Raw genomic sequence first — 23024 nt, forward strand, 5'->3', positions numbered from 1 at the left:
CGAACCCTGCCGGCGGCCGGCGCGCTGTGCTGGGGGATGAAGGCCGACTGCCGAGGGCTCGCGATCTGGCTACGGCCGGGACGGCCTGTCGGGTGCGCTGGTGGCCCGGATGAAGCGGGTGCCCCACTCCTGGACGTGCGCGGCGAACTCCGGCGGCCCCAGCACCTCGAACTCGGCGCCCACATTGCCCAGCGCCTGGGTCGGCCAGTCGAAAGAGTTCGAGGTCATGGTGATCCGGCAGGTGTCGTGGTCGAGCGGTTCGATCGTGCCCCACTGGCCGACCGCCTGCCGTACCCGGGTCGCGGGGGCGTGCACGAGCGCCTCGACCGTGTACGACGCCGGGGCTCCGCCGGCTGCCTGGACGAAGGCCGCGGCATCCTCGGCCGGGAGCGGACGCGGCCGAAATCGTGTGCCGGTCCCGGTCGGCCCGGTCAGCCGGTCGAGGCGGAAGCTGCGCCAGTCGTGCCGGGTCAGGTCGTAGGCGACGAGATACCAGCGGCCGCCGAGGGCGACCACACGGTGCGGCTCGACCTCGCGCTCGGTGGGGGCGGAGCCTCTGGCGGTGTAGCAGAAGCGCAGCCGCTCCTGGTCGCGGCAAGCCTGGGCGACTGCGGTGAGCACCTCCGCCGCGACGACCGGCCCGGACGCGGCGACGGAGAGGGTCGTCTCCCGCAGGGCGTCCACCCTGGCCCGCAGCCGGGGCGGTAGGACCCGAATCACCTTGGTGAGCGCACGCAGCGCCGCCTCCTGCATCCCGGCGATCCCGCTCTGCGCCGCGTCGCCGATGCCCACCGCGAGGGCCACCGCCTCCTCGTCGTCCAGCAGCAGCGGCGGCAGGACGGCGCCGGGCGCGAGCTGGTAGCCGCCGTCGGTCCCCCGGGCCGCGCTGACCGGATAGCCGAGCTCCCGCAGCCGGTCGATGTCGCGGCGCAGGGTCCGCTCGGATACCTCGAGCCGGTCAGCCAATTCCAGGCCGGACCAGTGGCGGTGGGTCTGCAGCAGGGAGAGCAGTCGGAGGGTCCGGGAGCTGGTGTTCGCCATACCGCCATCCTCGCCCGACTTCCGGTCAAGAACTGGCCGGAAGCCTCCTTAGAGTCGATTCAACAGCCCTCCCGGCATAAGGACTAAGAAATGATCAACCGTGAGATCCAGCTGACCGCACAGATCGTCGGCACCCCCACGCTCGACCACTTCACTGTCGCCACCACCGAGGTGGACGGCGAGGTTGTGATGCGGACCGACCAGGTAGGGCTCGCCGCGACCTACCTGGAGTTGATGCGTGTGGACTGCACCCTCCCGGTACCGTCCTGGCAGCCGGGCCAGCGGGTGGGCGTGGCCGCCATCGGCACCGTCGTCCGGTCCGACAGCCCCGAGCTCGCGGTCGGCGACCTGGTCCAGTCGATGACCGGCTGGAGCGAGTACTCGGCGGGTCCGGCCGCCCAGTACACCAAGCTCGATCCCATCGCGGATCCCGGTTACTACCTCGGTCAGGGGCCGACCGCCTACTACGGGATGGCCGACGTGGCCGGTGTCGGCGAGGGCGACGTGGTGTTCGTCTCCGGTGCGGCGGGCGGGGTGGGCTCGCTGGCCGGGCAGATCGCCAAGTGCCTGGGCGCGGCGCGGGTGATCGGCAGCGCCGGCAGCCCGGCCAAGGTCGACTATCTGGTGAACGAGCTCGGCTACGACGCCGCCTTCGACTATCACGACGGCTCGGCGGCCGACCGGCTCCGAGAGCTCGCGCCCGAAGGCATCTCAGTGTTCTTCGACGTCGTGGGCGGCGAGCAGTATCAGGCCGCGCTGCAGGCGGCCAGGACCGGCGCCCGCTTCGCGCTGTGCGGCTCGCTGTCCAGCCAGCTCGGCGATGCGGCGGAGCGCTTCCCCGAGCCCGACCACGCCGCGGCCCGGGCCAGGGGCATCGAGCTGCTGCCGTTCTCCTGCTACCACACTCCCGACCAGATCGTCGCCTGGCGGGAACACTTCAGCACCTGGTTGGGCGAGGGCCGCTTCGTCTACCCGCAGACGGTCGTCAAGGGCGAGGTCGAAGACGTGCCGCAGGCGTTCTTGTCCCTGCTCCAGGGCTCCTACCGGGGCAATGTCTCGGTGCGGCTGTCATGACGACTCTCTCGAGCAGGGCCCTGAACCGGGCCCTGCTGAGCCGGCAGTTCCTGCTGGCCCGCACCGATCACACCCCTCTGGACGTGATCGGGCACCTGGTCGCGCTGCAGGCGCAAGAGCCCAACTGGCCCTACGTCGGGCTGTGGAGCAGGATCCACGGCTTCACCCACTCCCAGCTCACCACACTGCTGCAAGACCGGAAGGTGGTCCGCTCCGGCCTGCTCCGCAGCACCCAGCACCTCGCCGCGGCCGACGACTTCCGCCGGATGCGGCCGCTACTGCAGCCCGTGCTCGACCGCACCGCCCGCTCGGCCTACTTTGCCCGCAACAGCGCGGGCCTGGACACCGCCTCGCTGGTCGCCACCGGGCTCGAGCTGCTGGCGGGCGGGACGACACCACGAAAGGAGCTGGCCCGACGGCTGGCCGAACGCCACCCAGGCCGCGACGGGCGCATCCTCGCCGGAGAGGTCGAGCTCAGAACTCCCCTCATCCACAGCCCGGCCACCGGCACATGGGGCTCCTGGGGCACCCGATCGGCCGTCTCCGTCACGCCCGCCGAGACCTGGCTCGGCCGGCCCATGGCCCCGGCGACCGCCAAGGACCTCATCCGCCGCTATCTGGCAGCGTTCGGCCCAGCCGGAATCATGGACGTGCAGGCCTGGTCCGGGCTGACCCGCCTCGGCGAGATCGTCTCCGACATGCGCGCCGAACTGCGCCACTACCGCGACCCCGACGGCAGAGAACTGATCGACTTGCCAGACGCCGAACTACCCGACCCCGACACGCCCGCCCCCGTGCGACTGCTACCCGCCTTCGACAACGCCCTGCTCGGCCACGCCGACCGGACCCGCATCATCAGCCACGAGGACCGAAAGCGCGTGATGCCCGGCCGGGCACAAGTACGGCCCACCTTCCTCGTGGACGGCCATGTGCACGGAACCTGGTCCCTCGAAGGCGCGACCCTTCACCTCACTCCGTTCCGCCCCCTGTCCGCGACCGACCGGGCCGCCTTGGAGCAGGAGACGGAGCGCCTGCTGCCGTTCGTTGGAGGCAGGACCGTGCCCTGAGGGGGTGTCTGGTGGATCTTGACGACGAGGAGCCTTCTGTTACAAGATCTGTTAACTAATCAGATGAGAGTGTTATAAAGCGCCTCGTCGTGATATCGGGGGACAGGCGAAGGACAGGAGGAGCATGCGACCCGAACGATCCATGACCCGCCGGAGGCTGCTCACGAGCGCCGGAGGCGTCGGGCTGGCCGGCGCCGCGGCGCTCGTGGCCGAGGCCGGCCCGGCGTCCGCCCGCGCGTACGCGTTCGACCTCGTCTTCAACGTGCCCGACAGCGGCAACATTCAGGGGCTCGCCTACCGGCGCGGCCGCTTCTACGTCGGGTTCGACGTCGGCGGCGGCAACGGTGTCATCCGGGAGTACGACCGCTCCGGGACCAAGTTGAAGGAGACCCGGCCGCTGGCCGTCGGCCACGCAGCGGAGCTCAGCTTCCGCCCCGCCGACGGGATGCTGTACGTCGCCACCGGCGGCGGCACCAACCCCACCAAGGTCAACGTCGTGAACATCGCGGCCCGCGACCCGAAGATCGTCCGCACGATCGACTTCGCGTCGCTGGGCAACTCCGGGCTCGTCGCCGTCGACCCACGGCGCGACGGCCTGCTCGTCCACGCGGGACCGGGCGACCAGGGACCGTTCGTGTTCGCCTTCACCGACTTGAACGGCCGGGTCCGATCGACCTTCAACCTGCCGTATCAGGGCGTGCCGCAGGGCCTCGAGATGGCCGGTGACAAGATCCTCTACTACACGAACAACAAGATCACCGTGTTGAACCGGCGGGGCCGGATCCTGGACACGATCGACATCCCGCTGACCGGTGAGAGCGAGGGCCTCGCCGTCGCGCCCGCCGGTCGCGGCACCCGGGTCTTCTTCGGCTACAACAAGCCGAACCGGGTCTACGCCATGCGCCCCGTCCTCCGCTGACGGCCCGTCGGCGCCGCCTCGACGACGCGGGTGGGCATCCGATCGGCGAAGGCCGGTTCGAACGAGAAGAACGCGACGCGGTCCCACGGCGTCTTGTCCTTGTCTGGCGTGTCGTCGGGCATGGCGCATCCGACGCCCCCGTCCTCCTTCTCGTGTGAACCGGCATGCGGCACGACCCGCAGGTAGGTGCACCTGCCGCCGCTTCGGTTCGGCGCGTCCCAGTACTGGACGATGTCGCCGTCGGCGGTACGGGTCTCGGCGCGCATCCTGGCCTTGCCCGAGTACGCGTGGAGGTTCCCCCCGCTACCCTTCCGGAGATGCTGAACGACACCGGTGGGGATGAGACCGGTGGCGTCGGCGGCGGCTCCCGCGCCCGCCAGGACCAGCACCATCGCGGCGACGACCGTCCAGCGCTGGTGCCGTCGGCGGCCGCCGGATAGTGCTCGTCGTAAACCCTGGCGAATCTGTCATGCGGATCCATCACCACTTCCCTCCACACGGCGTCGGATCGCCTCGCACCCGCCTATGTCCGGCGAGTCACCCCGGACTACAGGTGGGACGGAAGAGATCTCGTCAGGCCGTGGGGATCTTCTCCAGGAGGGCGGCGAGACCGGCGGCGTCGAGGAGGTCTGCGGGGCGGATCGTCCGGTCCGCGGCGACGTAGTGGAACGCGGCGCTGACCTTGTCGACCGGGACGTCCGCGAGCTGTGCCCAGGCGATGCGGTAGGCCGCGAGCTGCACGGACACGACTCGGGCCTCCTCGCCGGTGGGCGGGCGGCCGGTCTTCCAGTCGACGACCTCGTAGCCGCCGTCGTCCGTGCGGAACACCGCGTCCATCCGGCCCCGGATCAGCCGGTCGCCGACCATGGTCTCGAACGGCACCTCCACGTCGTGCGGCTCCCGGTCGGCCCAGGCGCTGCGCTCGAACGCGGCCTGCAGCGTGTCGAGTTCGGTGTCGGCGCTCGCGCCCTCGTCGGAGGCGCCGGGCAGGTCGTCGAGGTCCAGCAGCCGCTGCTGGCCCCAGCGGGACTCCAGCCAGCGGTGGAAGGCGGTGCCGCGCCGGGCGTACGGGGCCGGAGGCCGGGGCAGCGGCCGGCGGATCTGGCGGGCCAGCGCCGCCGGGTCGCGGGCCAGCGTGACCAGCGACGACACCGACAGGTGGGCGGGCAGCTCGACGGCGAGACCGTCGACGCCGCGTGCCCGGTCGCGCTCGGCCAGCAGGAGCTCCACGTCTCGGGCCCACGCGGAGGCGCGGCGGCGGTCGCGCGGCGCGAGCGGGAGGTAGCCCAGGCGGAGTCGGCCGTGGATCGCGTCGTCGACCATCCGGGCGCCCTCGGCGACCGCGTCGTACCGCTCCCCCTCTGGAAGGGCGGGCCATGAGGCGGTGTCCTGCTCGGCGAGCAGCGGGTTCTCCTCGCCGACCGGTTCGTCGGCCCAGTAGCCGACCTGGCCCGCGCCGGCCTCGCACGCCTCCCGGATCTCCTCCAGGAAAGGCGAGGGCTGCAGCGGGCGGCTCGCGGTGCCCCAGCGGTACCCCGTCGCGATCAGCAGGTGCCGAGCGCGGGTCACCGCGACGTACCCGAGGCGGCGCTCCTCGCGCAGGTCACGGTCGGCGGTGGCGGCGTTGAACTCCTCGACGTCGTCCTTCTGCAGGCCGTTCAGCGGCGGCAGGTCCGCGCGGTCGCCGCGGAGCGGGTACGGCAGGACGCGGGCGTTCGTGGTCCACCGGGAGGAGTTCTGCGGCCGGGCGGGGAAGACCGATCCGGCGCCGGGCGCACCGTCCTTCGTCGGGCTCCAGACGAGGCCGGGGATGGCGACGACGTCCCACTCCAGGCCCTTGGCGGCGTGCACGGTCAGGAGCTTGACGCTGTTGGTCTCGCCCACGCGGCCCGCCTCCAGGCCGAACTCCTCGGACTCGGCGGCCTTCAGGTAGGCGAGGAACGCCCCGAGCGTCGGATCCTCCGCGTCGCCGGCGAAGGACGCGGCGGCGTCGACGAACGCGTCGAGGTCGGCGCGGGCGGTCACCGGGTCCAGACCGGGCCGGGAGGCGACCTCGATGTCGAGGCCGAGGGTGCGCTCGACCTCGGTGACCAGGTCGGGCAGTGGCAGGCCGACGTGGCGGCGCAGCACCCGCAGCTCGTCGCGGAGACGTTCGAGCCGGGCGTACCCCTCGTCGCTGTACTTCTCGGCCGGGCCGGGGTCGTCGAGGGCGTCGACGAGGCTGCCGTTCTCGTCATTCAGCTCCTGGACCACCTGCCGGAGCGGGTCGGCGGTGTCGAACTCCGAGCGCTGTGAGCGGTCGCCCAACGCGCCGTCTTCCGCCCTCGTCTGGTCGCCGTTCCCGGCGTCCAGTGGCGACCCGGCATCGGGATCCAGGTCGCGGGCGCCCTCGCGGGCGAGTTCGCGGGAGCGGCGGCCGAGAGCGACCAGGTCGTGCGGGCCGAGGCGCCAGCGCGGGCCGGTGAGCAGGCGGGCCAGGGACGCTCCGGCCGTCGGGTCGTGCACGACCTTGAGGGTGGCGACGACGTCCTGCACCTCCGGCACGGTGAGCAGCCCGCCGAGGCCGACGACCTCGACGGGGACGCCACGGGCCTCCAGCGCCGCCCGGATCAGCGGGAACTGCGCGCGCTTGCGGGCCAGGACGGCGATGTCGGACGGCTGGAGACCGGGCCCGTGCCGGCTCGTCTTCTCCCAGGCGTCGCCGTCCGGGGCGAGGTCCTTCGGCTGTCGCAGCAGGCGGACGATGCGGTCGGCCAGCCGCTCGGCCTCGTCCTCGACGGTGTCGAGCAGCCCGCACTCGACGCGCCCGCGCGCCTGCTGTGCCGGACCCGGCCACAGCCGGGGCACGTCCTTGGCCTCCTCGCGCAACTCGCCCTGGATTCGGGCGGCCGAGTCGAGGACCCGTTCGCCGTTGCGGAAGCTGGTCGACAGCTGCCGCATCGGCGCGGGCCGCTCGCCGTACGGGAAGTCGCGGACGAAGCCGAGGAGGTTACCGGCGCTCGCGCCACGCCAGCCGTAGATCGACTGGCAGGGGTCGCCGACGGCCGTGACCGGATGCCCGCCGCCGAACAGCGACTTCAGCAGCACGAGCTGGGCGTGGCTGGTGTCCTGGTACTCGTCGAGCAGCACGGCGGCGTAGCGGGACCGCTCGATCTGGCCGACCTCGGGGTGCTCGGCCGCGATCCGCGCGGCGAGCGCCATCTGGTCGCCATGGTCGAGCACCTCCCGCTTGGCCTTGGCCCGCTGGTACGCCTCGACCAGCGGCATAAGCTGCTCGCGCACCGCCTGCGCGGTCGTGATCGAGCCCTGGTGCTTCTTGGTCGGCTTCTTGACCTCGGCGTATCGCTCGTTCAGCCAGCCACCCAGCCGCCGTACGTCGTCGGGGGTGCGCAGGTGCTCCGACAACTCCCCGGACAGCCCGATGACGGCCTTGGTGACGGTGTCGGGCCCCCACTCGACGGCGTCCATCGGCCCGTCGTACGCGTCGACGGCGCGCGCCGCGATCTGCCAGGCCACCGCCGGGGTGACGAGCCGCATCGTGGGCTCCAGCGCGGCGCGCAGCGCGTGGTCGCCGAACAGCCGCGCGGCGTACGCGTGGTAGGTCGACACGGTGGGCTCGCCGTCGAGGATCTGCGGGTCGATGAGATCCTCGTGCTCGCGCAGCTGGTCGAGCCGACGGCGTACGCGGTCGGCGAGCTCGGCCGCGGCCTTGCGGGTGAACGTCAGGCCGAGCACGCGCTCGGGCCGGATGAGCCCGTTGGCGACCAGCCAGACGACGCGGGCCGCCATGGTCTCGCTCTTGCCGGACCCCGCCCCGGCGATGACCGCCATCGGGCCGAGCGGCGCCTCGATGACGGCGGCCTGGTCAGGAGTCGGCTCGGGCACACCGAGCCGGTGTGCCAGCTCCTGCGGACTGATCACCGCACACCCCCGCCCCTCGGTCCGGTCACGGCACCCGGCGGTGCGGGATCGTGGCACCGCCACCGTACGGACCGGCCACGACACTTCGGTGACACCCGGTCGCAGCACCACCGCCGAACGGGCCGCCCACGGCACCCGGGCGACGCCGGATCACGGCACCAGCGTCGTACGGGGCGATCACGGCATCTCCACGGCGCGGAGTCGCGGCACCGCCGCCGAACGGGCCGCCCACGGCACCCCGGCGACGCCGGGTCACGGCACCGCCGCCGAACGGGCCGGTCGCAGCCTCCCGACGGCGCGGAGTCGCGGCGCCGAGGTCGTACGGGGCGGTCACGGCGTCACCTGGCCGCCGTCATCGTGCGCGGGGCAGGAGCCGCGTACGGGGCAGGAGCGGCAGTGGTCGTCGCGGCGGGCCTCGAAGACCGGGCTCGCCATGCCCTCGGCGACGCGGTCGACGAGCTTGCGCGGCCACTGCGGGTCCTCGTCGGCCGACGGCGGCGGCTGTGTCTGGACGCGCACCCGGGCCGCGAAGGACGCCTTGCCGACCTGGATGAGCTCGGCCCCGCCCGGCTCGATCAGGCCCTTGTCGGCGAACGCGCCGAGCATGACGGCCAGCTGGTACACGCCGAGCTGCGGGTGGCGGGCCAGGTCGTCGTCGCGTACGGCGGCGCTGGATGTCTTGATGTCGACGATCCAGGCGTTGCCGTCGCCGTCGCGCTCGGCCCGGTCGATCCGGCCGCGGATCTCGACCCGGCCCAGGTCGATGCTGAACGGCTCCTCGATCGAGACGATCTCACGGGCGTCGGCGCGTTCGTGCCAGGCCATGAACTTGGCGACCATCTCCTCGGCCTGTCTCCGCTGTTTCTCGGAGTACCAGACGCTGCGGAAGTCCAGGTCGTCCCAGATCTCGTCGAGCCGCTTGGCGATGTCGATGTCGTTCACGTTCTCGTCGGTGCCGACGAGCTCGGCGACCGCGTGGATGACCCGGCCCATCGTCGCGAACTCCCCCGCGCCGCCGTCCTCCGCGCCCACGCAGGAGGCGAGCAGCCAGCGCAGCCCGCACTTCTCGAACGTGTCGACCTGCGAGGGCGAGAGCACGAGCTTCTCGTCCTCGCGGAAGGCGGGGCCGGGATCGGACAACTCCGTCAGGGCGTACCAGTCGCGCGGGTCGGCGCCCTGCACCCCGGCGCGCGCCAGGCGGGCCAGGTGCCCGGCCGCGGCCCGGCGCAGCGGCGCGGGCGTCTTCGGGTCGCTGACCGCGGAGCGCAGGTCCGCGACGAGGGCCCGCAGGGACAGCCAGCGCGTGCGCTCGTCGAGCTGGGCGTGCTCGGCGGCGTCCGGGACCAGCTCCCGCATGAACCGCGACGGCCGATCCTCGGTGTCCTCCCCGCCGACGGCGGTCACGATGAGGCGGTGCCGGGCCCGAGTCACCGCGACGTAGAACAGCCGCCGTTCCTCCTCCATCATCTTGGCGGCCAGCGACGCCCCGGTGTTGTCCGGGTCGGCGAGGCCGGTCGCGGCCTCGATGAGCTCCTCGCTGCCCAGCAGCGAGCCGCGCAGTCGCAGGTCGGGCCAGACGCCCTCCTGCACGCCCGTGACGATGACGAGGTCCCATTCGAGCCCTTTGGAGCGATGCGCGGTGAGGATGCGCACCGCCTCGCCCTGGGGCGCCTGCTCGGCCAGGCTGTCGCCGGGGATCTCCTGCGAGGCCAGGTCGTCGAGGAAGACCTCCGGGCCCGCCTGCGGCAGCCGGTCGGTGAACCGCGCGGCCATGTCGAACAGCGCGACCACGGCGTCGAGGTCGCGGTCGGCCGCCGCGCCCCGGGCACCGCCCCGGACGCTCTGTTCGAGGAGCCGGTCGGCGAGGCCGCTCTCCTGCCATACCGCCCACAGCACGTCCTCGGCCCCGCCGCCGCCCTGGACGGTCTCGCGGGCGAGGGCGATGAGCCGGGCGACCCGCTCGGCCGGCTCACGGACCTTCGGGTTGATGAGCAGCAGCTCGCGCGGGTCGTTCAGCGCCCGGACGAGCAGCCCGTCGCCGGTGTCCTCACCGGACAGGGAGCTCAGGTCGCGCAGGGCGCGGCGGAGCCGGCGCAGGCCCAGGGCGTCCGCGCCGCCCAACGGGCCGAGCACGAGCTCCTCGGCGGCCTCCTCGTCGAGCAGCGCGGGCCGCAGTGCCGCCCGCAGGAGCACGATGAACGGCCGCGCGCCGGGCTCGTTGATCAGCGGCACCTCGTCACCGGCCACGACGACGGGCACGCCGGCGGCGGCCAGGGCGCGGCGCAGCGGCGGCACCTGGCGTACGGCGGACCGTACGAGGACCGCCATCCGCGACCAGGGGATGTTCTCCAGCAGGTGGGCGCGGCGGAGCTCGTCGGCGACCAGCGCGGCCTCCTGGCTGGCGCTGTCGGCCTCGACGACCCGGACCGCACGCGCGTCCGCGGCCTCGTCGTCGGCCGCCTCGACCGGCAGCAGCTCGCGGTGCTCGCCGGCCAGCGCGCCGAGCGGCAGCCGGCCGGCCACCCGGCGGGACGCCTCCAGGATCATCGGGCCCATCCGGCGGCAGGTCCGCAGCGAGACGACCGGCGCCTCCTCCCCCGTCACCGTACGGAACCGCTGGGGGAACTCCAGGATGCCGCGTACGTCCGCGCCCCGGAAGCCGTAGATCGACTGGTCGGGGTCGCCGACGACGATGAGGTCCCGCCCGCCCCCGGCCAGCTGCTGGAGGAGGTACTCCTGCGCCGGGTCGGTGTCCTGGTACTCGTCGACCAGGATGACGTCGTACGCCGCGCGCTCCCGCCGTCGTACGTCCTCGTCGGTGAGCAGCCCGGCGGCGGCCCGGACCAGCTCCGCGTAGTCGTAGGCGATGATCGGGTCGACGTCGAAGCGCTGCTCGTACCGGTGCAGGAACCGCCCGGACGCGTACCAGTCGTCGCGGTGGTGGCCGCGCCCCAGGGTGACCAGGTCCTGCGGTCCGAGACCGCGCTCGGCGGCACGCAGGATGAAGTCGCGCAGCTCCTCGGCGAACCCCCGCGTCTTCAGCGTCTCGTGCAGGCGCGCCGGCCAGTCCCGCGCGCCGTCGGCGACCTCGCCGCCGAGCAGCCGGCGGACCTCGAGGAGGTGCTCCGGGCCGGACAGCAGCCGCGGCGGCTCATCGCCGTCCAGAGCGGCCTGGCGGCGCAGCAGCGCGAACGCGTAGGAGTGGAAGGTCAGCGCCAGCGGCGTCCGGGTGGTGCGCCGCAGCCGGCCCGTCATGCGCTCCCGCAGCTCCCCCGCCGCCTTGCGCCCGAACGTCAGGACCAGCACGCGCTCCGGGTCGACCCCGCGGTTCTCGATACGGTCGACGACGGTCTCGACGATCGTGGTCGTCTTGCCGGTGCCCGGCCCGGCCAGCACGAGCAGCGGCCCGCCGGCGTGCGCGACGACCCGCCGCTGGTGCTCGTCGAGCACCGGGGGCGGCGACTGCGCGGGACCCGCGCGGCGCACGAGGCGATAGGACGCTGCTGACACATATGTGATTGCAGCAGATCATCGGGGGTGATCGTGACAGGGTTGCGGCATGTCGCGCATGTGGCCGCGCTCCCGGCCCGCCGCCGACCCCGCTCCCGGGACGGCGCGCGCACCTGCGAGACGCTGGGGCCGGGAGACGGGTTCCGCCGACGGCACGGCGGCCCGGCGGACGTACGCGGGAGGCACCGATGATCCTCTTGGTCGCGCTCATCCTGGCGCTGGCCTGGTACTTCCTGTGCTGGCTGAGCCTGCTGGGGGACGGCCCGCGCCGGGCCGTGGCCCGCCTGTCCCCGTACACGCGATGGCTGCACGCCTGGATCCTGTCGGCGCCGGCGACGTTCACCTACATCGCGATCTTCACCGCGTTCACGCTCGTGCAGCAGACGACCCCGCCGCGCCTGATCGACGTGCTCACCCGCGTGAACAGCACCAGCCTGTCCCGCCTGCGCCACACCCCGATGTCGGTGCTCGCCGACAGCGCCCTGTGGGTCGCGAACCGCGGCGCGGGACTCTCGCTGTACGTCCTGGTGTTCGCCACCGTGGTCGCCTGGGCCGAACGACGGTACGGCCCGCCGCGCATCATCCTCATCGGCATTTCCGGCCACGTCCTCGGCACCCTGCTCACCGCCCTGGTGGAGCTCCACGCGATCGAGTCGGGACGGGCGCCGCATCGGCTGGCCCACACCACCGACGTGGGGGTCAGCTACATGATGGTGGCGGGCTGCGTCGCGGCGGTGCTGCTCATGCGCGGCTGGTGGCTCGTCGCCGGCATCACGGCGCTGGCCGTCGGAGTGGTCTGGCCGGTGATCTCCAACCACACCATCTGGGCCCTCGGCCACCTGCTCGCCACCCTGTGTGGGCTCCTCGTCGCCGCCCTCTCGGTGTTCCTCGGCGGCGTCAGATCACCCCGCGACCTCCGCCCGTGCCTGCGGGAGCCGGCCGGCGCCACCGCCGAGTGACCGGCCCGGCCGTCGTCCGTCACGTCGGCGGCGAGGACGGCAGGCCCACTCAGTCGGGGACGACCTTCACGTCGGCGGCGAGGACGGCAGGCCCACTCGGTCGGGGACGGCCTTCGGGAGGCCGCGCAGCCACCCGGGAACATCCGCGGGCCACCAGCGGCCCGTGGACAGATGCGCCAGCGCGTCGCTCACCGCGGCGACGGACGCGTCGGCCGGGACCACCCGGCTCGGCGCCGCGCCCGCGAGCACGCCCAGCCACCAGTGCCGCCGGGTCGGCGACATCGCCTGGGGATCGAGGACCATGTAGTAGTCCGGTAGCAGCAGCCGCTCGGCGGCCAGCCCGCTGACCGTGGACTCGATGGCGACTTCGAGACCGCCGTGCGGAGCGGCCTGATCGAAGAAGTCCACCCACGCGTCGCGGACCTCGGCGAGCGGATCGGCGTCGTGCACGACATACGTCGTCCCGGCGCCGGAGATGGCCTGGGCCAGCTCGGCGGGTGAACGGTCCCCCGCGACGAGGGCGCGTACGTTGTGCAGGGCCGCGAGCCCGGACACGACCTTGTCCGCGCCCTCCCCCGCGACCACGACCACAGTGCTGCTCGTCCGCCGCATACGCCGGATTTTAGGGGGTGTCCGATGGATCTTCGTCCGGCGGCGCCACGAACAAGATCCACCAGACACCCCGAAGGCGTGTGTCCGGTGGACGGCTCCGGGTAGATCGCTCGATGGTGGAAGTTCTCAACGTGTGAGGTGGACGATGGTCGACCTGGCCGCGATCGAGGCGGAACGGGCGCGGATCCGCGAGGCGTACCTGCACGCCGACCGGGCGGCCAGTGCGGCGTCCGGCGTGCACCACGTCGCGCTGCTGTCTTCGGACGTCGAAGCGACCGTCCGCTTCTATCAGGAGATCCTGGGGTTCCCGCTGACGGAGGTCATCGAGAACCGCGACTACCAGGGCTCGACCCATTTCTTCTTCGACCTGGGCAACGGCAACCTGCTGGCCTTCTTCGACTTCCCCGGCCTCGACGTCGGCCCGTACGCCGAGGTGCTGGGCGGCCTGCACCACCTCGCCATTTCGGTCGACCGCCCCACCTGGGAACGCCTCCGCGACAGGCTCGACGCCGCCGGCGTCCCGTACCAGGCCGAGAGCGAGTCGTCCCTCTACTTCCGCGACCCCGACGGCGCCCGCATCGAACTGCTGGCCGACCCGCTAGGCGAGATGTACGGCACCAAGATCCTCTAAGCCGCCGACCACACTGAGGGGAGCAGCCGCTCCTGCTTTGCTCCCCACCTTCGCCGTCGCTGTGGTCACCTTGCCGTCGGCGTTGACTCATTGCCGTCGAGGTGGACCCCACACTGCCCGTTTCGACGGGATAGTGACGACAATGCCGACGGCAGGGTGGCGTCGGGCGGGCGCGGAGCGCCCGGCTGATGGTTGTCCACATCTCCGCTTCTCCGCCCCCGGAGCCCGCCGGCCAAGGTGATGCTGTGACCGTGCGAGAGGAACTGGCGGAGCTGGCCGCGGCACAGGGTGGGGTGTTCACGCGGCGACAGGCACTCGCGGTCGGCTCCGCATTGCGGCGTCAAGAACGACGGCGAGGTGATGGCCGTACGGTGACCGTCCCGGCGGCGCAGGTGACCCGGCGGGGGCGACGGCCGGCCGCGCCGGATGCCTCACCAGGCTGCCGCAGCCAGCGCGGCCGTCAGTCGTGGGGCGACCGCCATGGCGTGCAAGTCAGCGATCTCGACGTCCGTAGGGAAGCGGTCCCAGTTCGTCGGCTCCCACGGGCCGCCTGCCTCGCTCTCGGGTTCCATCACGCCGACGACCTGCCGGGGCTTGTAGCGCACCACCCGATACCCACTTGTCGCCAGCGCGTCCGCGAGCGTGACGTGCTCGCTGCGCATCCTCGACGGGAAGATGACGGCCGGGCCGTCGCCCTTCACCTCGTACCACAGCGTGAAACCATCACGGGTAACTGTGACCGCCATGACGCCCCTGTCTCTCGATCTACATGCCGTAGCCAGATTCCCAACGCACCAGCCGTTGATCACCTAAGACACCCCGAGGTAGATCGGGCCGACTCAGGCCACAAGCGGTCACCTGCTCACCCCTGCCCGCCGGCGGCTGGAGGGCACCTTTCGGAACCGCGTTCTGGGGCGGGACGTCTTAGTTGCGCATTTATTCCGTTTCCAGCTTTGTGCAGGAGTGTCGGTGGCCGGTTCGAAAAAGATTCCGCGGCCCTCCGGACGCGTCAGCCGTCCGAAGGCGATCGTGGCAGCGGTGGTGCTCCTCGTCGTCGCGGTGCCGACGCTGAACGGCTTCTTCGGGGCGTTCGAGCGCACCTCCGGGGGCGAGGTGGCGGTCGTCCGCAACGGCGGGATGTTCGACAACAACAAGATCCGCCAGGTCATCGACCCAGGGTCGGGCCTGACGTGGATCGGGTGGTGGTCGCACATGCACAAGTACCCCGCACAGCAGCGGTTCTACACGATCACCTCCGACGCGGGGCGCGGGGACCGTACGGGCGTGGACGTCGTGACGGTGCCCAGCAGCGACGGCGTCAACATGGGGATCGAGGGCACGCTCTACTTCACGCTGAACCTCGACCACGCGACGCTGCGGAAGTTCGACGACAAGTTCGGCACCCGGAAGTTCACCGGCGCGGACGGGAAGGCCCGCTACGCCTATGACGGCGATCAGGGGTGGTCGGCGTTCCTCGACCAGATCATCCGGCCCGTGATCGAGAACGACCTGCGCACGCAGGTGAACAGCTTCCGCTGTGCCGAGCTGGTGTCCTCCTGCGCGCTCGTGCAGAACAACTCGGGCGGCAAGCAGCAGCAGACGTCTCTCAGGGCGCAGAGCAACAACGCCAACATCGCCAAGGTGCAGGACGCGATCAACACGAGCCTGGAGCAGGATCTGCAGCAGACCCTCGGGTTCCCCTTCCTGACCAACCTGCACTTCAACCTGGCGCGCATCACGCTGCCCGCCTCGGTGCAGCAGGCCGTGGACAGCGCGCAGGCGGCGTTCGCGAAGGTGACCGAGTCGCAGGCGCAGGTCGCGCAGGCCCGCGCGGAGGCGGAGGCCAACCGGGCCCGCCAGGACGGTTACAACAAGTGCCCGACGTGCGCCGACATCGAGAAGCTGAAGGCGCTGCCCAAGGGCATCACGGTGTACGCCCCGGGGAACGACCGGGTGGCGATCCCGACCGGCTAGGAGGCTCATGATGCGCGTGCTGGCGCTCCCCGTCGTACTCCTGCTCGCGGTCCTGCTGGCCGCGCTTCTCATCGCCGCGTTCCGCCGGCCCGACCCGGATCGGGGACCGGACTGGGAGCCCGCGACGGAACTGCGGGACGGCGTCACCGTCGTGCTCGTCCGGCAGGTCGCCGGCGGGCGGGAGCTGGGCCGTCAGGTCGTCGCCGAGATCCCGGCGGACGCTCCCGATTGGGAGACGCGCTACCACGAGGCCATGGCGTCCGCCCGATCCCGGGCGGCCGCCCTGCACAGCGAGGCCGACTGAGCACGGTTGCATTAGGACAAGGGATTCCGGCTGTTCGTCAGCCGACCTCGACACCTTCCATCGGGAGGCTCTCCAGCCCTCGCACGACGTTGTTCAGGTCTACTGGCTCGCCATGTCATACGGTCCTGCGTCATGAAGAGGCGCGTCGGGCCATCAACGGGCGATCGAGATGGCGAAGGGCGCGAATCCGCTGGATCGGATCACGTGCGGTACGAAGAGGATCACGGCCTCGGCAGCCCGCGCCGTCTCGATCCCGCCGAGGTCCGTGATCCACTCCTGGCGCCAGCCGAGGTCCGTGAGAAGCTCGCGGACGACCTGCTTGGCCTCCGGATCCTTGCCCGAGAGGAACGCGGTCGGCGTCTGGGCGAGCGTGGCGGGCGCGGTCATCACCGGGTAGAGCATCGTGTTCAGCGTCTTGACGACGCGCGTGCCGGGAAGCGCATCTTGGAGTTGCTCCGCGAGGCTTGATCCGGGGTAGAGCAGGTCGGCGGGCAGTCCGTCCGGTCCGTCGACGGTGGCGTTGGAGACATCCACGAGGATCTTGCCCTGCAGCTCCTCGCGCAGCGCGCCGAGCCGCTCCAGCGAGCCGGCGCCCGGCGTGGCGTTGATGACGAGCTGCGCTGTCCGGGCAGCGTCGGCGGCAGAACCCGGCGAGCGGTCCGCCACGGTCACCTCGTGCCCCGCCCGGGTGAGGGCTGTGGCCAGGCTGCCGCCGACGCGGCCGTTGCCGAGGACGGTGATCTTGGTCATGCTGCTTCAGTCCTTCTGGTGCGTGTGGTCGTCGTGGGTGGTCATCGGGAGAGCGTGGCGACGGCGTCGGCATGCACGCCGGGCGCGGCAGCCAGGAAGCTCTCGCTCTGCGGGGTCCAGGGGCGGCCCTCGGCGTCGGAGATCCGTCCGCCGGCCTCGGCGACGAGCAGTGCTCCGGGAAGCAGGTCCGCACGGGCCCCGGCGAACTGCCAGAAGGCGTCGATCCGGCCCGCGGCCACGTTCAGCAGGTGCAGGGTGGCGGGCACAGAGGCGCGCACCACGAGCGCGTCGAGGAGCATCGCGGTGATCGAGGAGCCGATGCGCCGCACGACCTTCTCGTCCTCGTCCGGCCTGGCCTGGCTCGTGGCCACGAGGCCCAGGCCGAGGTCAGTGGTCTGGGACACGCGCAGCGGCCGGCCGTCGAGATGGGCGCCGCCGCCGGCGAGCGCAGTGCAGGTCTCGCCGGTCAACGGCAGGTGGACCGCGGTGAGCACCGGCTGGTTCTCGCGTACGAGGGTGGCGGTCACCGCCCACTCCGGCAGGCCGTGTAGGTGGTTGACGTTGCCTTCTGCCGGATCCACGACCCACCATTCGCCTGGGGGCAGGGCCCCGCCGTCGAGCTCCTCGTCCACCCAGCGGGCGTCCGGGCGCAGGGGTGCGAGGCGGGGGCGCAGGATGTCGAGGGCGACGGCGTCGTTGGCGGCGAGCGCACGCATCAGCTCTTCGCGGGTCCGATGGCGGGCCACGTCGCCGAAGCGCTCCCGCAGCGCCGAACCCGCCGCGCGTACGGCGTTCGCGGTCTGCGCGAGCAGGTCGGCGTCGGACGCGGACCCGGCGGCTGCGGCAATACCGGGGTTCTGAATCGACTCGGGCATGGCGGTACTCCCATCTGAGCAGGGGGGATGAGGCCGAACTACGGGAAACCGTGGGCCTTTCGCATCCGCATCTCGAAGGTAGGAGGACCCACCATTAACTTCAAGTGCATGTAAAGCATGCCTAGGATGACTCTCATGCAATTGGATTTGAATCTGCTCGCAGCGCTCGACGCCCTCCTGGAGGAAGGCAGCGTGGCCGGAGCGGCCGAGCGCCTGCACGTCACCGCCCCCGCGATGAGCCGAAGCCTCGGCCGGATCCGGCGCACGACGGGGGACCAGATTCTGGTGCGCACAGGGCGCACGATGACTCCGACGCCGTACGCGATCGCCGTCCGGGAACAGGTGCACGACCTGCTGCGGCAAGTCCAGGGCGTGCTGGCGCCGAGCCGCGAACTCGACCTGACGACGCTCGAGCGCACCTTCACACTCCGCTGGCACGATGCACTCGTCGCCCTCAGCGGCCCCTCGCTTCTCGCAGCCGTGCGCAAGCAGGCGCCGGGGGTGCGTCTGCGCTTCATCGCGGAATCGAGCATCGACACCCCCGAGCTGCGTCGCGGCGAGGTCGACCTCGCCGCGAACGCGGACCGCCCGACCGCGCCCGAGATTCGCGCCGATCGGGTGGCTGAGAGCCATCACGTCGTCGTCGTACGGAGGGGCCACCCGCTCACCCGTGTCAAGACCGTCACCGCCGCGCAGTACGCCGCCGCCGAGCACATCACCGTCTCGCGGCGCGGAAGGCTCGGCAACGCCCTCGACGACGCCCTCCAGCGGCTCGGCCTCACCCGACGTGTGGTGGCGACCGCACCTACCGAAGGGGCCGCGCTCGAGTTCGTGAGAGGCTCCGACCTCCTCGTCACGGCCCCCGAATCCACGACGCGCTCGGTGGCCGCGGATCTCGGTCTGGTCCTGCTCCCACTGCCGGTCGACCTTCCGCCGGCCCTGGTGTTCCTGTCATGGCATCAGCGCTATGACACCGACCCCGCACATGTCTGGCTCCGCGATCTGGCGCGAACCGCGTTGGCCGGTCCGACGAGGGGACGGAGCCGGGCAACGCGTTGACAACTCGAACCAGCCGGGGCCGGCGCACGACCTCGGCGATCCGGGCCCCTGAAACAGCAGAGGCCCTGAGGCACCCGAACTGTTCCCAACGTCGGCTTCGCAATGGGAAATATAGGGTACGGTACGTACCGTACCCTGTTTTCGCATGTGAAGGAGTACTCCCATGTCCATCGACGTCGTCATCGTCGGCGGCGGTCCCACCGGACTCATGGCCGCCTGTGAGCTGAGTCTGGCCGGGGTCCGTCCGGTGGTGCTGGAGGTCCTGCCGGAGCCCAGCACGGAGCCGAAGGCGAACGGGCTGCTCGGCCAGGTGGTACGGATGGTCGACCACCGCGGCCTGTACGAGCCGCTGTCGGGGCAACCGGGACCGCCGCGGCCGAGCCCCGCCTTCATGTTCGCCGCGCTGCCCCTGGACCTGAGCGTGCTGGAGGACCACTCGGTCTACGGCCTGCCGGTGACGCAGCACCGCCTCGTGCAGGTGCTCGAGAAGCGCGCCGCCGAACTCGGCGTGGACATCCGGCGCGAGCACCGGCTCGTCGGACTGACTCAGGACGACGACACGGTCACCGCCGACGTGGCAGGCCCGGACGGGACCTACCAGGTGCGGGCCCGGTACCTGGTCGGCGCGGACGGAGCGCACAGCGCGACCCGCAAGCTGGCCGGCATCGGCTTCCCCGGGATCACCTATGACCGAGTGACCACGCGGACGGCCCACGCCACCGTTCCGGAGGAGTGGGTGGATCCGGCGACCGGCGGCCTCGACATCCCCGGCCACGGCGCGGTCCCGCCGTTCCTGGCCCACCGGACCGACCATGGGACGTTCTCCTACGCGCCCTTCCCCGGGCATCCGCCTCTGGTGAGCACCGCGGAATGGGACCGACCGGAGAACGACGATCCGATGAGCCTCGACGAGTTGCGCGCGAGCGTCCGCCGCGTCCTGGGCGTCGACGTGCCGCTCGCCGCGCCCGCCGGTCCCGGGCCGCACGTGCTGCGGCGGTTGAACGGCGGCCACAATCGCGTCGCCACCCGTTTCCGCGACCGCCGCGTCTTCCTCGCCGGTGACGCCGCGCACATCAACACCTCCGGTGGCTCGGGGCTCAATCTCGGCCTGCAGGACGCGGTCGACCTCGCCTGGAAGCTCGCCGCCGAGATCCGCGGCGAGGCCCCGGAGGGGCTGCTGGGCACGTACGAGACCGAGCGGCGTCCCGCGTGCGAACGCATGATCATGGCCGGTCAGGCCCAGGGCGCGCTGACCGCCCCGGGCGACGACGTCACCGCGTTGCGCGGGCTGTTCGCCGAACTGCTGCGAGACCCCGGCGCCGTGGGCCGCGTCGCCGGTCTCATCGCCGGCGACGACATGCCTTACGACATGGGCGATACAGCCGACATGGGTGGTATGACGCCCCACCCGCTCGTGGGCCGGCTCGCTCCCGGCCTCGACGTGCGCACCCCCGATGGGACGGTGCGGCTGGCCGAGCTGACCAGGACCGCGCGGCCCCTGCTGGTGGACCTGACCGAACACGCGTCGGCGGCCCGGGCTCTGGCACACCGGCGGCCCCGGATCGATATCGTCACCGGCTCTCCTTCGGGCCCCCACGCCGGCGTCACCGTGCTGCTGCTGCGGCCGGACTGCCATGTGGCGTGGGCGTCGGAGTCCGCCGATCTCGGCTCCGAGGAGATGGACGCGCTGGAGGCCGCCGCACGGCGATGGTTCGGCGCCGCCCAGCCCAGCGACCTCTCGCCCGCGGCACCCACCGGTTGATCAAGCGCGAGCGGTCAGTTCGCCTCGGCGGGCTCGCCGGTCCAGCGGGCGAGGCGCATGTCGACGCGGCTGCCGCGCAGCGGTGTGCCCTCGGCGCGGTAGTGCTTCAGGGCACGCTGTTCGTGGCCGGGCAGGAATGAGCCGTCGGCCCGGATGACGCGCCACCAGGGCACGCCGCCGCCCCACAGGGCCATCACGCGGCCGACCTGCCGTGGTCCGCCCTCGCCCAGGAACTCGGCGATGTCGCCGTACGTCATGACACGGCCGGGCGGGATGCGCTCGACGACGTCGAGGACGCGTTCGGCGAAGTCCGTGGGGTCACCGTGCACCATCCGCCTCCGACTGCTGCCGGGCCCGTGCGCGCCGGACGTACAGCATCGTGGTCGTCAGGGCGCCGGCGAACCCGAAGATCGCGGCCACGCCGATCCAGCCGCCCAGGATGACCAGGCCGGGGGGATGCCGCTCGACCTGCACCGGCTGCGTCGGCCCGTCGCCGAACCGGCCGGTCTTGGTGCCTCCGGTGAGCTGGTAACTCTGCAGCCGGTCCGCAGCGGCCAGCGCGGCCGCGGCGTTGACCTCGCCGAAGCCGACCGTCGGGTCGTACCCGGCGGCCGGACGGCCCTTGGTGCTCGCGGTGATCGCCTGGGCGACGAGCGCGGGCGGCATGTCGTGGTAGCGCGACCTGATCAGCGCGACGACGCCCGAGACCAGCGCCCCCGCCTGGCTCGTGCCCTCGCCGATCCAGTAGCTGTCGCCGGGGCCGGCGCCGACGACGTCGGCCCCGGGCGCCGCGACCTGGACGCTCGCGTTGCGGTCGGAGAACTTCGCCGGGACGCCACCGCGCGTCATCGCCGCGACCGCGATCACGCCGGGGAACGCGGCGGGGTAGGACAGCCGGGTGAACCCGTCCTTGTCGGTCTTGCGGTCGCCGTCGTTGCCGGCCGAGGCGACCACGACGACGCCCTTGGAGATCGCGTAGGCGATGGCGTCGCGTTCCTCGCGGCCGGCGCTCGGCCCGCCGAGGGACATGTTGATCACGTCGGCGCCGTGATCCGCCGCGTAGCGGACCGCCTTGGGCAGCGCCGAGCGGTACTCCGGGCTGTCACGGAACGACTTGTAGCCCTTCTCGCTCGGGTCGGCGATCACTCGCAGGGAGAGCAGGCGCGACTCGGGGGCCACCCCGATCACCCCGGCGTTCGAGCCGTGCCCGTGCCCGGCGATCAGGGAGGCCATCCAGGTGCCGTGGAGCCGGCCAGGGTCGGGCGCCACGGCGCTGATGAAGTCGGGGCCCGCGTTCACGGTGCCGGTGAGGTCGTGGTGGGACCCGTCGACGCCGGTGTCGAGGACGGCGACGGTGACGCCCTTGCCCTTGGTCGTTTGCCATGCCTGCGGCGCACCGAGGGCGTCGAGTACCCACTGCTCGCGGTCGCGTACGGAGTCGGCGTGCCCGGTGGCGGGGAGCAGGGCCACCGTCAGCGCCGCGGCGGCCGCCACCGCGGCCCTCAGCACTTCCACTCTCGCTTCTCGGAGCAGTCCGGCTGGACGGGGAGCGCGAGGGCGCCGGCGATGTTGCGGCCGATCTCCGGCGCGAGCAGGAACCAGCCGGTGTGCGATTTGCGGACGGCCGCGGCGGGCCGGCCGTCGGTCTGCCCGGCCACCGTGAGCACGACGTACGGCCCGGCCCGTCCGGTGGCGGCGAACTGCCGCGCGGGGTCGTCGAACCGGGCGGCGATCGTCCGCGGGAACGCCAGGGCGTGCAGGAACGGACCCGGCTTGCCGGGGTCCGGCGGTGCGAGGGCCTCGTCGGCCAGGCCGGCGGCCCGCTCATCGTCCAGGGCGACGATCCCCACGGTGAGGACGATGCCCTGCATCTCGTCGACGTAGGTGGCCCGCAGCAGCGCGCGGCAGCCGTACTTCGCGAGGACGGCGGCGGGGGCGGGGTCGATGCCGGTGGCGCATCCCATCTCGGGGGCGATGCCGACCCGGCTCGCGTGCTCGATCCCGCCCTGTTCGGAGGTGTACGGGACGGAGGCCGGGAAGATCTTCTCGGTCGGCCAGGCGCGCCAGCGGTTCCGGACCTCCTCACCGGCCGCGCGGTACAGCTCCCACTGGGTCGGCTTGCGGTGGAACTCCCAGTAGACCCGGGCGGTGGAGAGGACTCCGACGACGAGATAGCCGATCGTGGTCACCGCCGCCACCACCAGCCACAGGCGGCGACGGGCGTACCAGGGCACCGGTTCGGGCGGAGGCTCGTCCGGCCCGTGCCATGCCCCCCATCCGCCAGGCCCGGTCGTCGGCCAGCTCGGATCGGAGGTTCGCGCCATATCTGAAAAGGTTACTGGGCCATCCCTCGCATCTGGACAGAACCGAGACGTGGGTGGCCCAGTGAGGCCAAGGGGAACATCCCGACGGCGCTCCGCCCGGACGTTCCATCGGTCGGAGATCGGCGTGGGGGGGGGGGGGGGGGGGCGCGCGCGGGGCCGCCGCGCACCCCCCGCGCCTCCCCGAACCGCGGCAGCACAACCCACTCCACAAACACGAACATCTTAATATCACACGACTGAAC

The 23024-nt window shown here is 72.1% G+C and carries 21 protein-coding genes; 9 read left to right on the top strand and 12 right to left on the bottom strand.

The window, feature by feature from the left end:
- Positions 1-69: 69 nt before the first annotated feature.
- A complete protein-coding gene (locus tag AB0I04_RS46800) occupies positions 70-1041 on the bottom strand; it encodes a YafY family protein (protein WP_360900371.1) in 972 nt (323 codons plus the stop codon).
- Between the two features lie 90 nt (positions 1042-1131).
- Between AB0I04_RS46800 and AB0I04_RS46805 the strand changes: the two genes are divergently transcribed.
- The 3 genes from AB0I04_RS46805 to AB0I04_RS46815 all read left to right on the top strand — a co-directional run bounded on the left by AB0I04_RS46805 (position 1132) and on the right by AB0I04_RS46815 (position 4101).
- Complete coding sequence (locus AB0I04_RS46805; protein ID WP_360900374.1) at positions 1132-2115, top strand: NADP-dependent oxidoreductase; 984 nt, start codon at positions 1132-1134, stop codon at positions 2113-2115.
- Positions 2112-3182, top strand: coding sequence for a winged helix DNA-binding domain-containing protein (locus tag AB0I04_RS46810; protein WP_360900377.1), 1071 nt, complete (start codon positions 2112-2114; stop codon positions 3180-3182). Before AB0I04_RS46805 ends, AB0I04_RS46810 begins: the two co-directional genes overlap by 4 nt.
- Before the next feature lie 124 nt (positions 3183-3306).
- Positions 3307-4101: a hypothetical protein gene (locus tag AB0I04_RS46815; protein ID WP_360900380.1), complete on the top strand. Its 795-nt coding sequence runs from the start codon at positions 3307-3309 to the stop codon at positions 4099-4101.
- Here AB0I04_RS46815 and AB0I04_RS46820 read toward each other — a convergent pair.
- From AB0I04_RS46820 to AB0I04_RS46835, 4 genes are all read right to left on the bottom strand, one after another.
- Positions 4074-4493, bottom strand: a complete 420-nt coding sequence (locus AB0I04_RS46820; RefSeq protein WP_360900382.1) for a hypothetical protein — start codon at positions 4491-4493, stop codon at positions 4074-4076. The genes AB0I04_RS46815 and AB0I04_RS46820 overlap by 28 nt on opposite strands.
- A 181-nt stretch (positions 4494-4674) precedes the next feature.
- Entirely contained in the window at positions 4675-8022 is a 3348-nt protein-coding gene (locus AB0I04_RS46825) for an ATP-dependent DNA helicase (protein ID WP_360900385.1), read from the bottom strand.
- A gap of 25 nt (positions 8023-8047) precedes the next feature.
- Positions 8048-8356 carry a hypothetical protein gene (locus AB0I04_RS46830; RefSeq protein WP_360900388.1) on the bottom strand — a complete coding sequence of 103 codons (309 nt, stop codon included), beginning with the start codon at positions 8354-8356 and terminating at the stop codon, positions 8048-8050.
- A complete protein-coding gene (locus AB0I04_RS46835) occupies positions 8353-11532 on the bottom strand; it encodes an ATP-dependent DNA helicase (RefSeq protein ID WP_360900391.1) in 3180 nt (1059 codons plus the stop codon). Before AB0I04_RS46835 ends, AB0I04_RS46830 begins: the two co-directional genes overlap by 4 nt.
- A gap of 188 nt (positions 11533-11720) precedes the next feature.
- Between AB0I04_RS46835 and AB0I04_RS46840 the strand changes: the two genes are divergently transcribed.
- On the top strand, positions 11721-12491 hold the full coding sequence (locus AB0I04_RS46840) for a rhomboid-like protein (RefSeq protein WP_360900394.1): 771 nt from the start codon (positions 11721-11723) through the stop codon (positions 12489-12491).
- Between the two features lie 66 nt (positions 12492-12557).
- On the opposite strand, the gene AB0I04_RS46845 is transcribed toward AB0I04_RS46840, so the two are convergent.
- Positions 12558-13103 carry a hypothetical protein gene (locus AB0I04_RS46845; RefSeq protein WP_360900397.1) on the bottom strand — a complete coding sequence of 182 codons (546 nt, stop codon included), beginning with the start codon at positions 13101-13103 and terminating at the stop codon, positions 12558-12560.
- A 145-nt stretch (positions 13104-13248) separates the two neighbouring features.
- Between AB0I04_RS46845 and AB0I04_RS46850 the strand changes: the two genes are divergently transcribed.
- Entirely contained in the window at positions 13249-13734 is a 486-nt protein-coding gene (locus tag AB0I04_RS46850; RefSeq protein WP_360900400.1) for a VOC family protein, read from the top strand.
- Positions 13735-14165: 431 nt separating this feature from the next.
- On the opposite strand, the gene AB0I04_RS46855 is transcribed toward AB0I04_RS46850, so the two are convergent.
- Positions 14166-14480, bottom strand: a complete 315-nt coding sequence (locus AB0I04_RS46855) for a hypothetical protein (protein WP_360900403.1) — start codon at positions 14478-14480, stop codon at positions 14166-14168.
- A 223-nt stretch (positions 14481-14703) separates the two neighbouring features.
- Here AB0I04_RS46855 and AB0I04_RS46860 point away from each other — a divergent pair, with 223 nt between their 5' ends.
- Complete coding sequence (locus AB0I04_RS46860; protein ID WP_360900406.1) at positions 14704-15708, top strand: SPFH domain-containing protein; 1005 nt, start codon at positions 14704-14706, stop codon at positions 15706-15708.
- A 7-nt stretch (positions 15709-15715) separates the two neighbouring features.
- The gene (locus AB0I04_RS46865) at positions 15716-16012 is read left to right on the top strand and encodes a hypothetical protein (RefSeq protein WP_360900409.1); all 297 of its coding nucleotides are present in this window, start codon (positions 15716-15718) and stop codon (positions 16010-16012) included.
- 153 nt (positions 16013-16165) lie between these two features.
- Here the strand turns inward: AB0I04_RS46865 and AB0I04_RS46870 are convergent, their stop codons facing one another.
- Together AB0I04_RS46870 and AB0I04_RS46875 are read right to left on the bottom strand one after the other, a co-directional pair.
- On the bottom strand, positions 16166-16762 hold the full coding sequence (locus tag AB0I04_RS46870; protein ID WP_360900412.1) for an NAD(P)-binding domain-containing protein: 597 nt from the start codon (positions 16760-16762) through the stop codon (positions 16166-16168).
- Positions 16763-16803: 41 nt separating this feature from the next.
- Positions 16804-17637: a 3'(2'),5'-bisphosphate nucleotidase CysQ gene (locus AB0I04_RS46875; RefSeq protein WP_360900415.1), complete on the bottom strand. Its 834-nt coding sequence runs from the start codon at positions 17635-17637 to the stop codon at positions 16804-16806.
- A gap of 135 nt (positions 17638-17772) precedes the next feature.
- Here AB0I04_RS46875 and AB0I04_RS46880 point away from each other — a divergent pair, with 135 nt between their 5' ends.
- Positions 17773-18696, top strand: coding sequence for a LysR family transcriptional regulator (locus AB0I04_RS46880; protein ID WP_360900418.1), 924 nt, complete (start codon positions 17773-17775; stop codon positions 18694-18696).
- Positions 18697-18859: 163 nt separating this feature from the next.
- Positions 18860-20458 (top strand): FAD-dependent monooxygenase, encoded by a 1599-nt coding sequence (locus AB0I04_RS46885; RefSeq protein ID WP_360900421.1) that lies wholly within the window; start codon positions 18860-18862, stop codon positions 20456-20458.
- Positions 20459-20472: 14 nt separating this feature from the next.
- Here the strand turns inward: AB0I04_RS46885 and AB0I04_RS46890 are convergent, their stop codons facing one another.
- The 3 genes from AB0I04_RS46890 to AB0I04_RS46900 are packed head-to-tail and all read right to left on the bottom strand — an operon-like array spanning position 20473 to position 22782.
- A complete protein-coding gene (locus tag AB0I04_RS46890) occupies positions 20473-20790 on the bottom strand; it encodes an MGMT family protein (RefSeq protein WP_360900424.1) in 318 nt (105 codons plus the stop codon).
- Complete coding sequence (locus AB0I04_RS46895) at positions 20777-21973, bottom strand: S8 family serine peptidase (RefSeq protein ID WP_360900427.1); 1197 nt, start codon at positions 21971-21973, stop codon at positions 20777-20779. The genes AB0I04_RS46890 and AB0I04_RS46895 overlap by 14 nt, the downstream gene beginning before the upstream one ends.
- Positions 21961-22782, bottom strand: a complete 822-nt coding sequence (locus tag AB0I04_RS46900) for a hypothetical protein (protein WP_360900430.1) — start codon at positions 22780-22782, stop codon at positions 21961-21963. Before AB0I04_RS46900 ends, AB0I04_RS46895 begins: the two co-directional genes overlap by 13 nt.
- Positions 22783-23024: the final 242 nt, after the last annotated feature.

Source organism: Actinoallomurus sp. NPDC050550 (assembly GCF_040655075.1).
GTDB lineage: Bacteria > Actinomycetota > Actinomycetes > Streptosporangiales > Streptosporangiaceae > Actinoallomurus.

Coding starts and splice junctions, on each gene's coding strand:
- AB0I04_RS46850 (WP_360900400.1), top strand. CDS start 13,249: ATGGTCGACCTGGCCGCGATCGAGGCGGAACGGGCGCGGATCCGCGAG.
- AB0I04_RS46815 (WP_360900380.1), top strand. CDS start 3,307: ATGCGACCCGAACGATCCATGACCCGCCGGAGGCTGCTCACGAGCGCC.
- AB0I04_RS46880 (WP_360900418.1), top strand. CDS start 17,773: ATGCAATTGGATTTGAATCTGCTCGCAGCGCTCGACGCCCTCCTGGAG.
- AB0I04_RS46840 (WP_360900394.1), top strand. CDS start 11,721: ATGATCCTCTTGGTCGCGCTCATCCTGGCGCTGGCCTGGTACTTCCTG.
- AB0I04_RS46870 (WP_360900412.1), bottom strand. CDS start 16,762: ATGACCAAGATCACCGTCCTCGGCAACGGCCGCGTCGGCGGCAGCCTG.
- AB0I04_RS46865 (WP_360900409.1), top strand. CDS start 15,716: ATGATGCGCGTGCTGGCGCTCCCCGTCGTACTCCTGCTCGCGGTCCTG.
- AB0I04_RS46810 (WP_360900377.1), top strand. CDS start 2,112: ATGACGACTCTCTCGAGCAGGGCCCTGAACCGGGCCCTGCTGAGCCGG.
- AB0I04_RS46855 (WP_360900403.1), bottom strand. CDS start 14,480: ATGGCGGTCACAGTTACCCGTGATGGTTTCACGCTGTGGTACGAGGTG.
- AB0I04_RS46890 (WP_360900424.1), bottom strand. CDS start 20,790: ATGGTGCACGGTGACCCCACGGACTTCGCCGAACGCGTCCTCGACGTC.
- AB0I04_RS46875 (WP_360900415.1), bottom strand. CDS start 17,637: ATGCCCGAGTCGATTCAGAACCCCGGTATTGCCGCAGCCGCCGGGTCC.
- AB0I04_RS46805 (WP_360900374.1), top strand. CDS start 1,132: ATGATCAACCGTGAGATCCAGCTGACCGCACAGATCGTCGGCACCCCC.
- AB0I04_RS46820 (WP_360900382.1), bottom strand. CDS start 4,493: ATGGTGCTGGTCCTGGCGGGCGCGGGAGCCGCCGCCGACGCCACCGGT.
- AB0I04_RS46900 (WP_360900430.1), bottom strand. CDS start 22,782: ATGGCGCGAACCTCCGATCCGAGCTGGCCGACGACCGGGCCTGGCGGA.
- AB0I04_RS46845 (WP_360900397.1), bottom strand. CDS start 13,103: ATGCGGCGGACGAGCAGCACTGTGGTCGTGGTCGCGGGGGAGGGCGCG.
- AB0I04_RS46885 (WP_360900421.1), top strand. CDS start 18,860: ATGTCCATCGACGTCGTCATCGTCGGCGGCGGTCCCACCGGACTCATG.
- AB0I04_RS46800 (WP_360900371.1), bottom strand. CDS start 1,041: ATGGCGAACACCAGCTCCCGGACCCTCCGACTGCTCTCCCTGCTGCAG.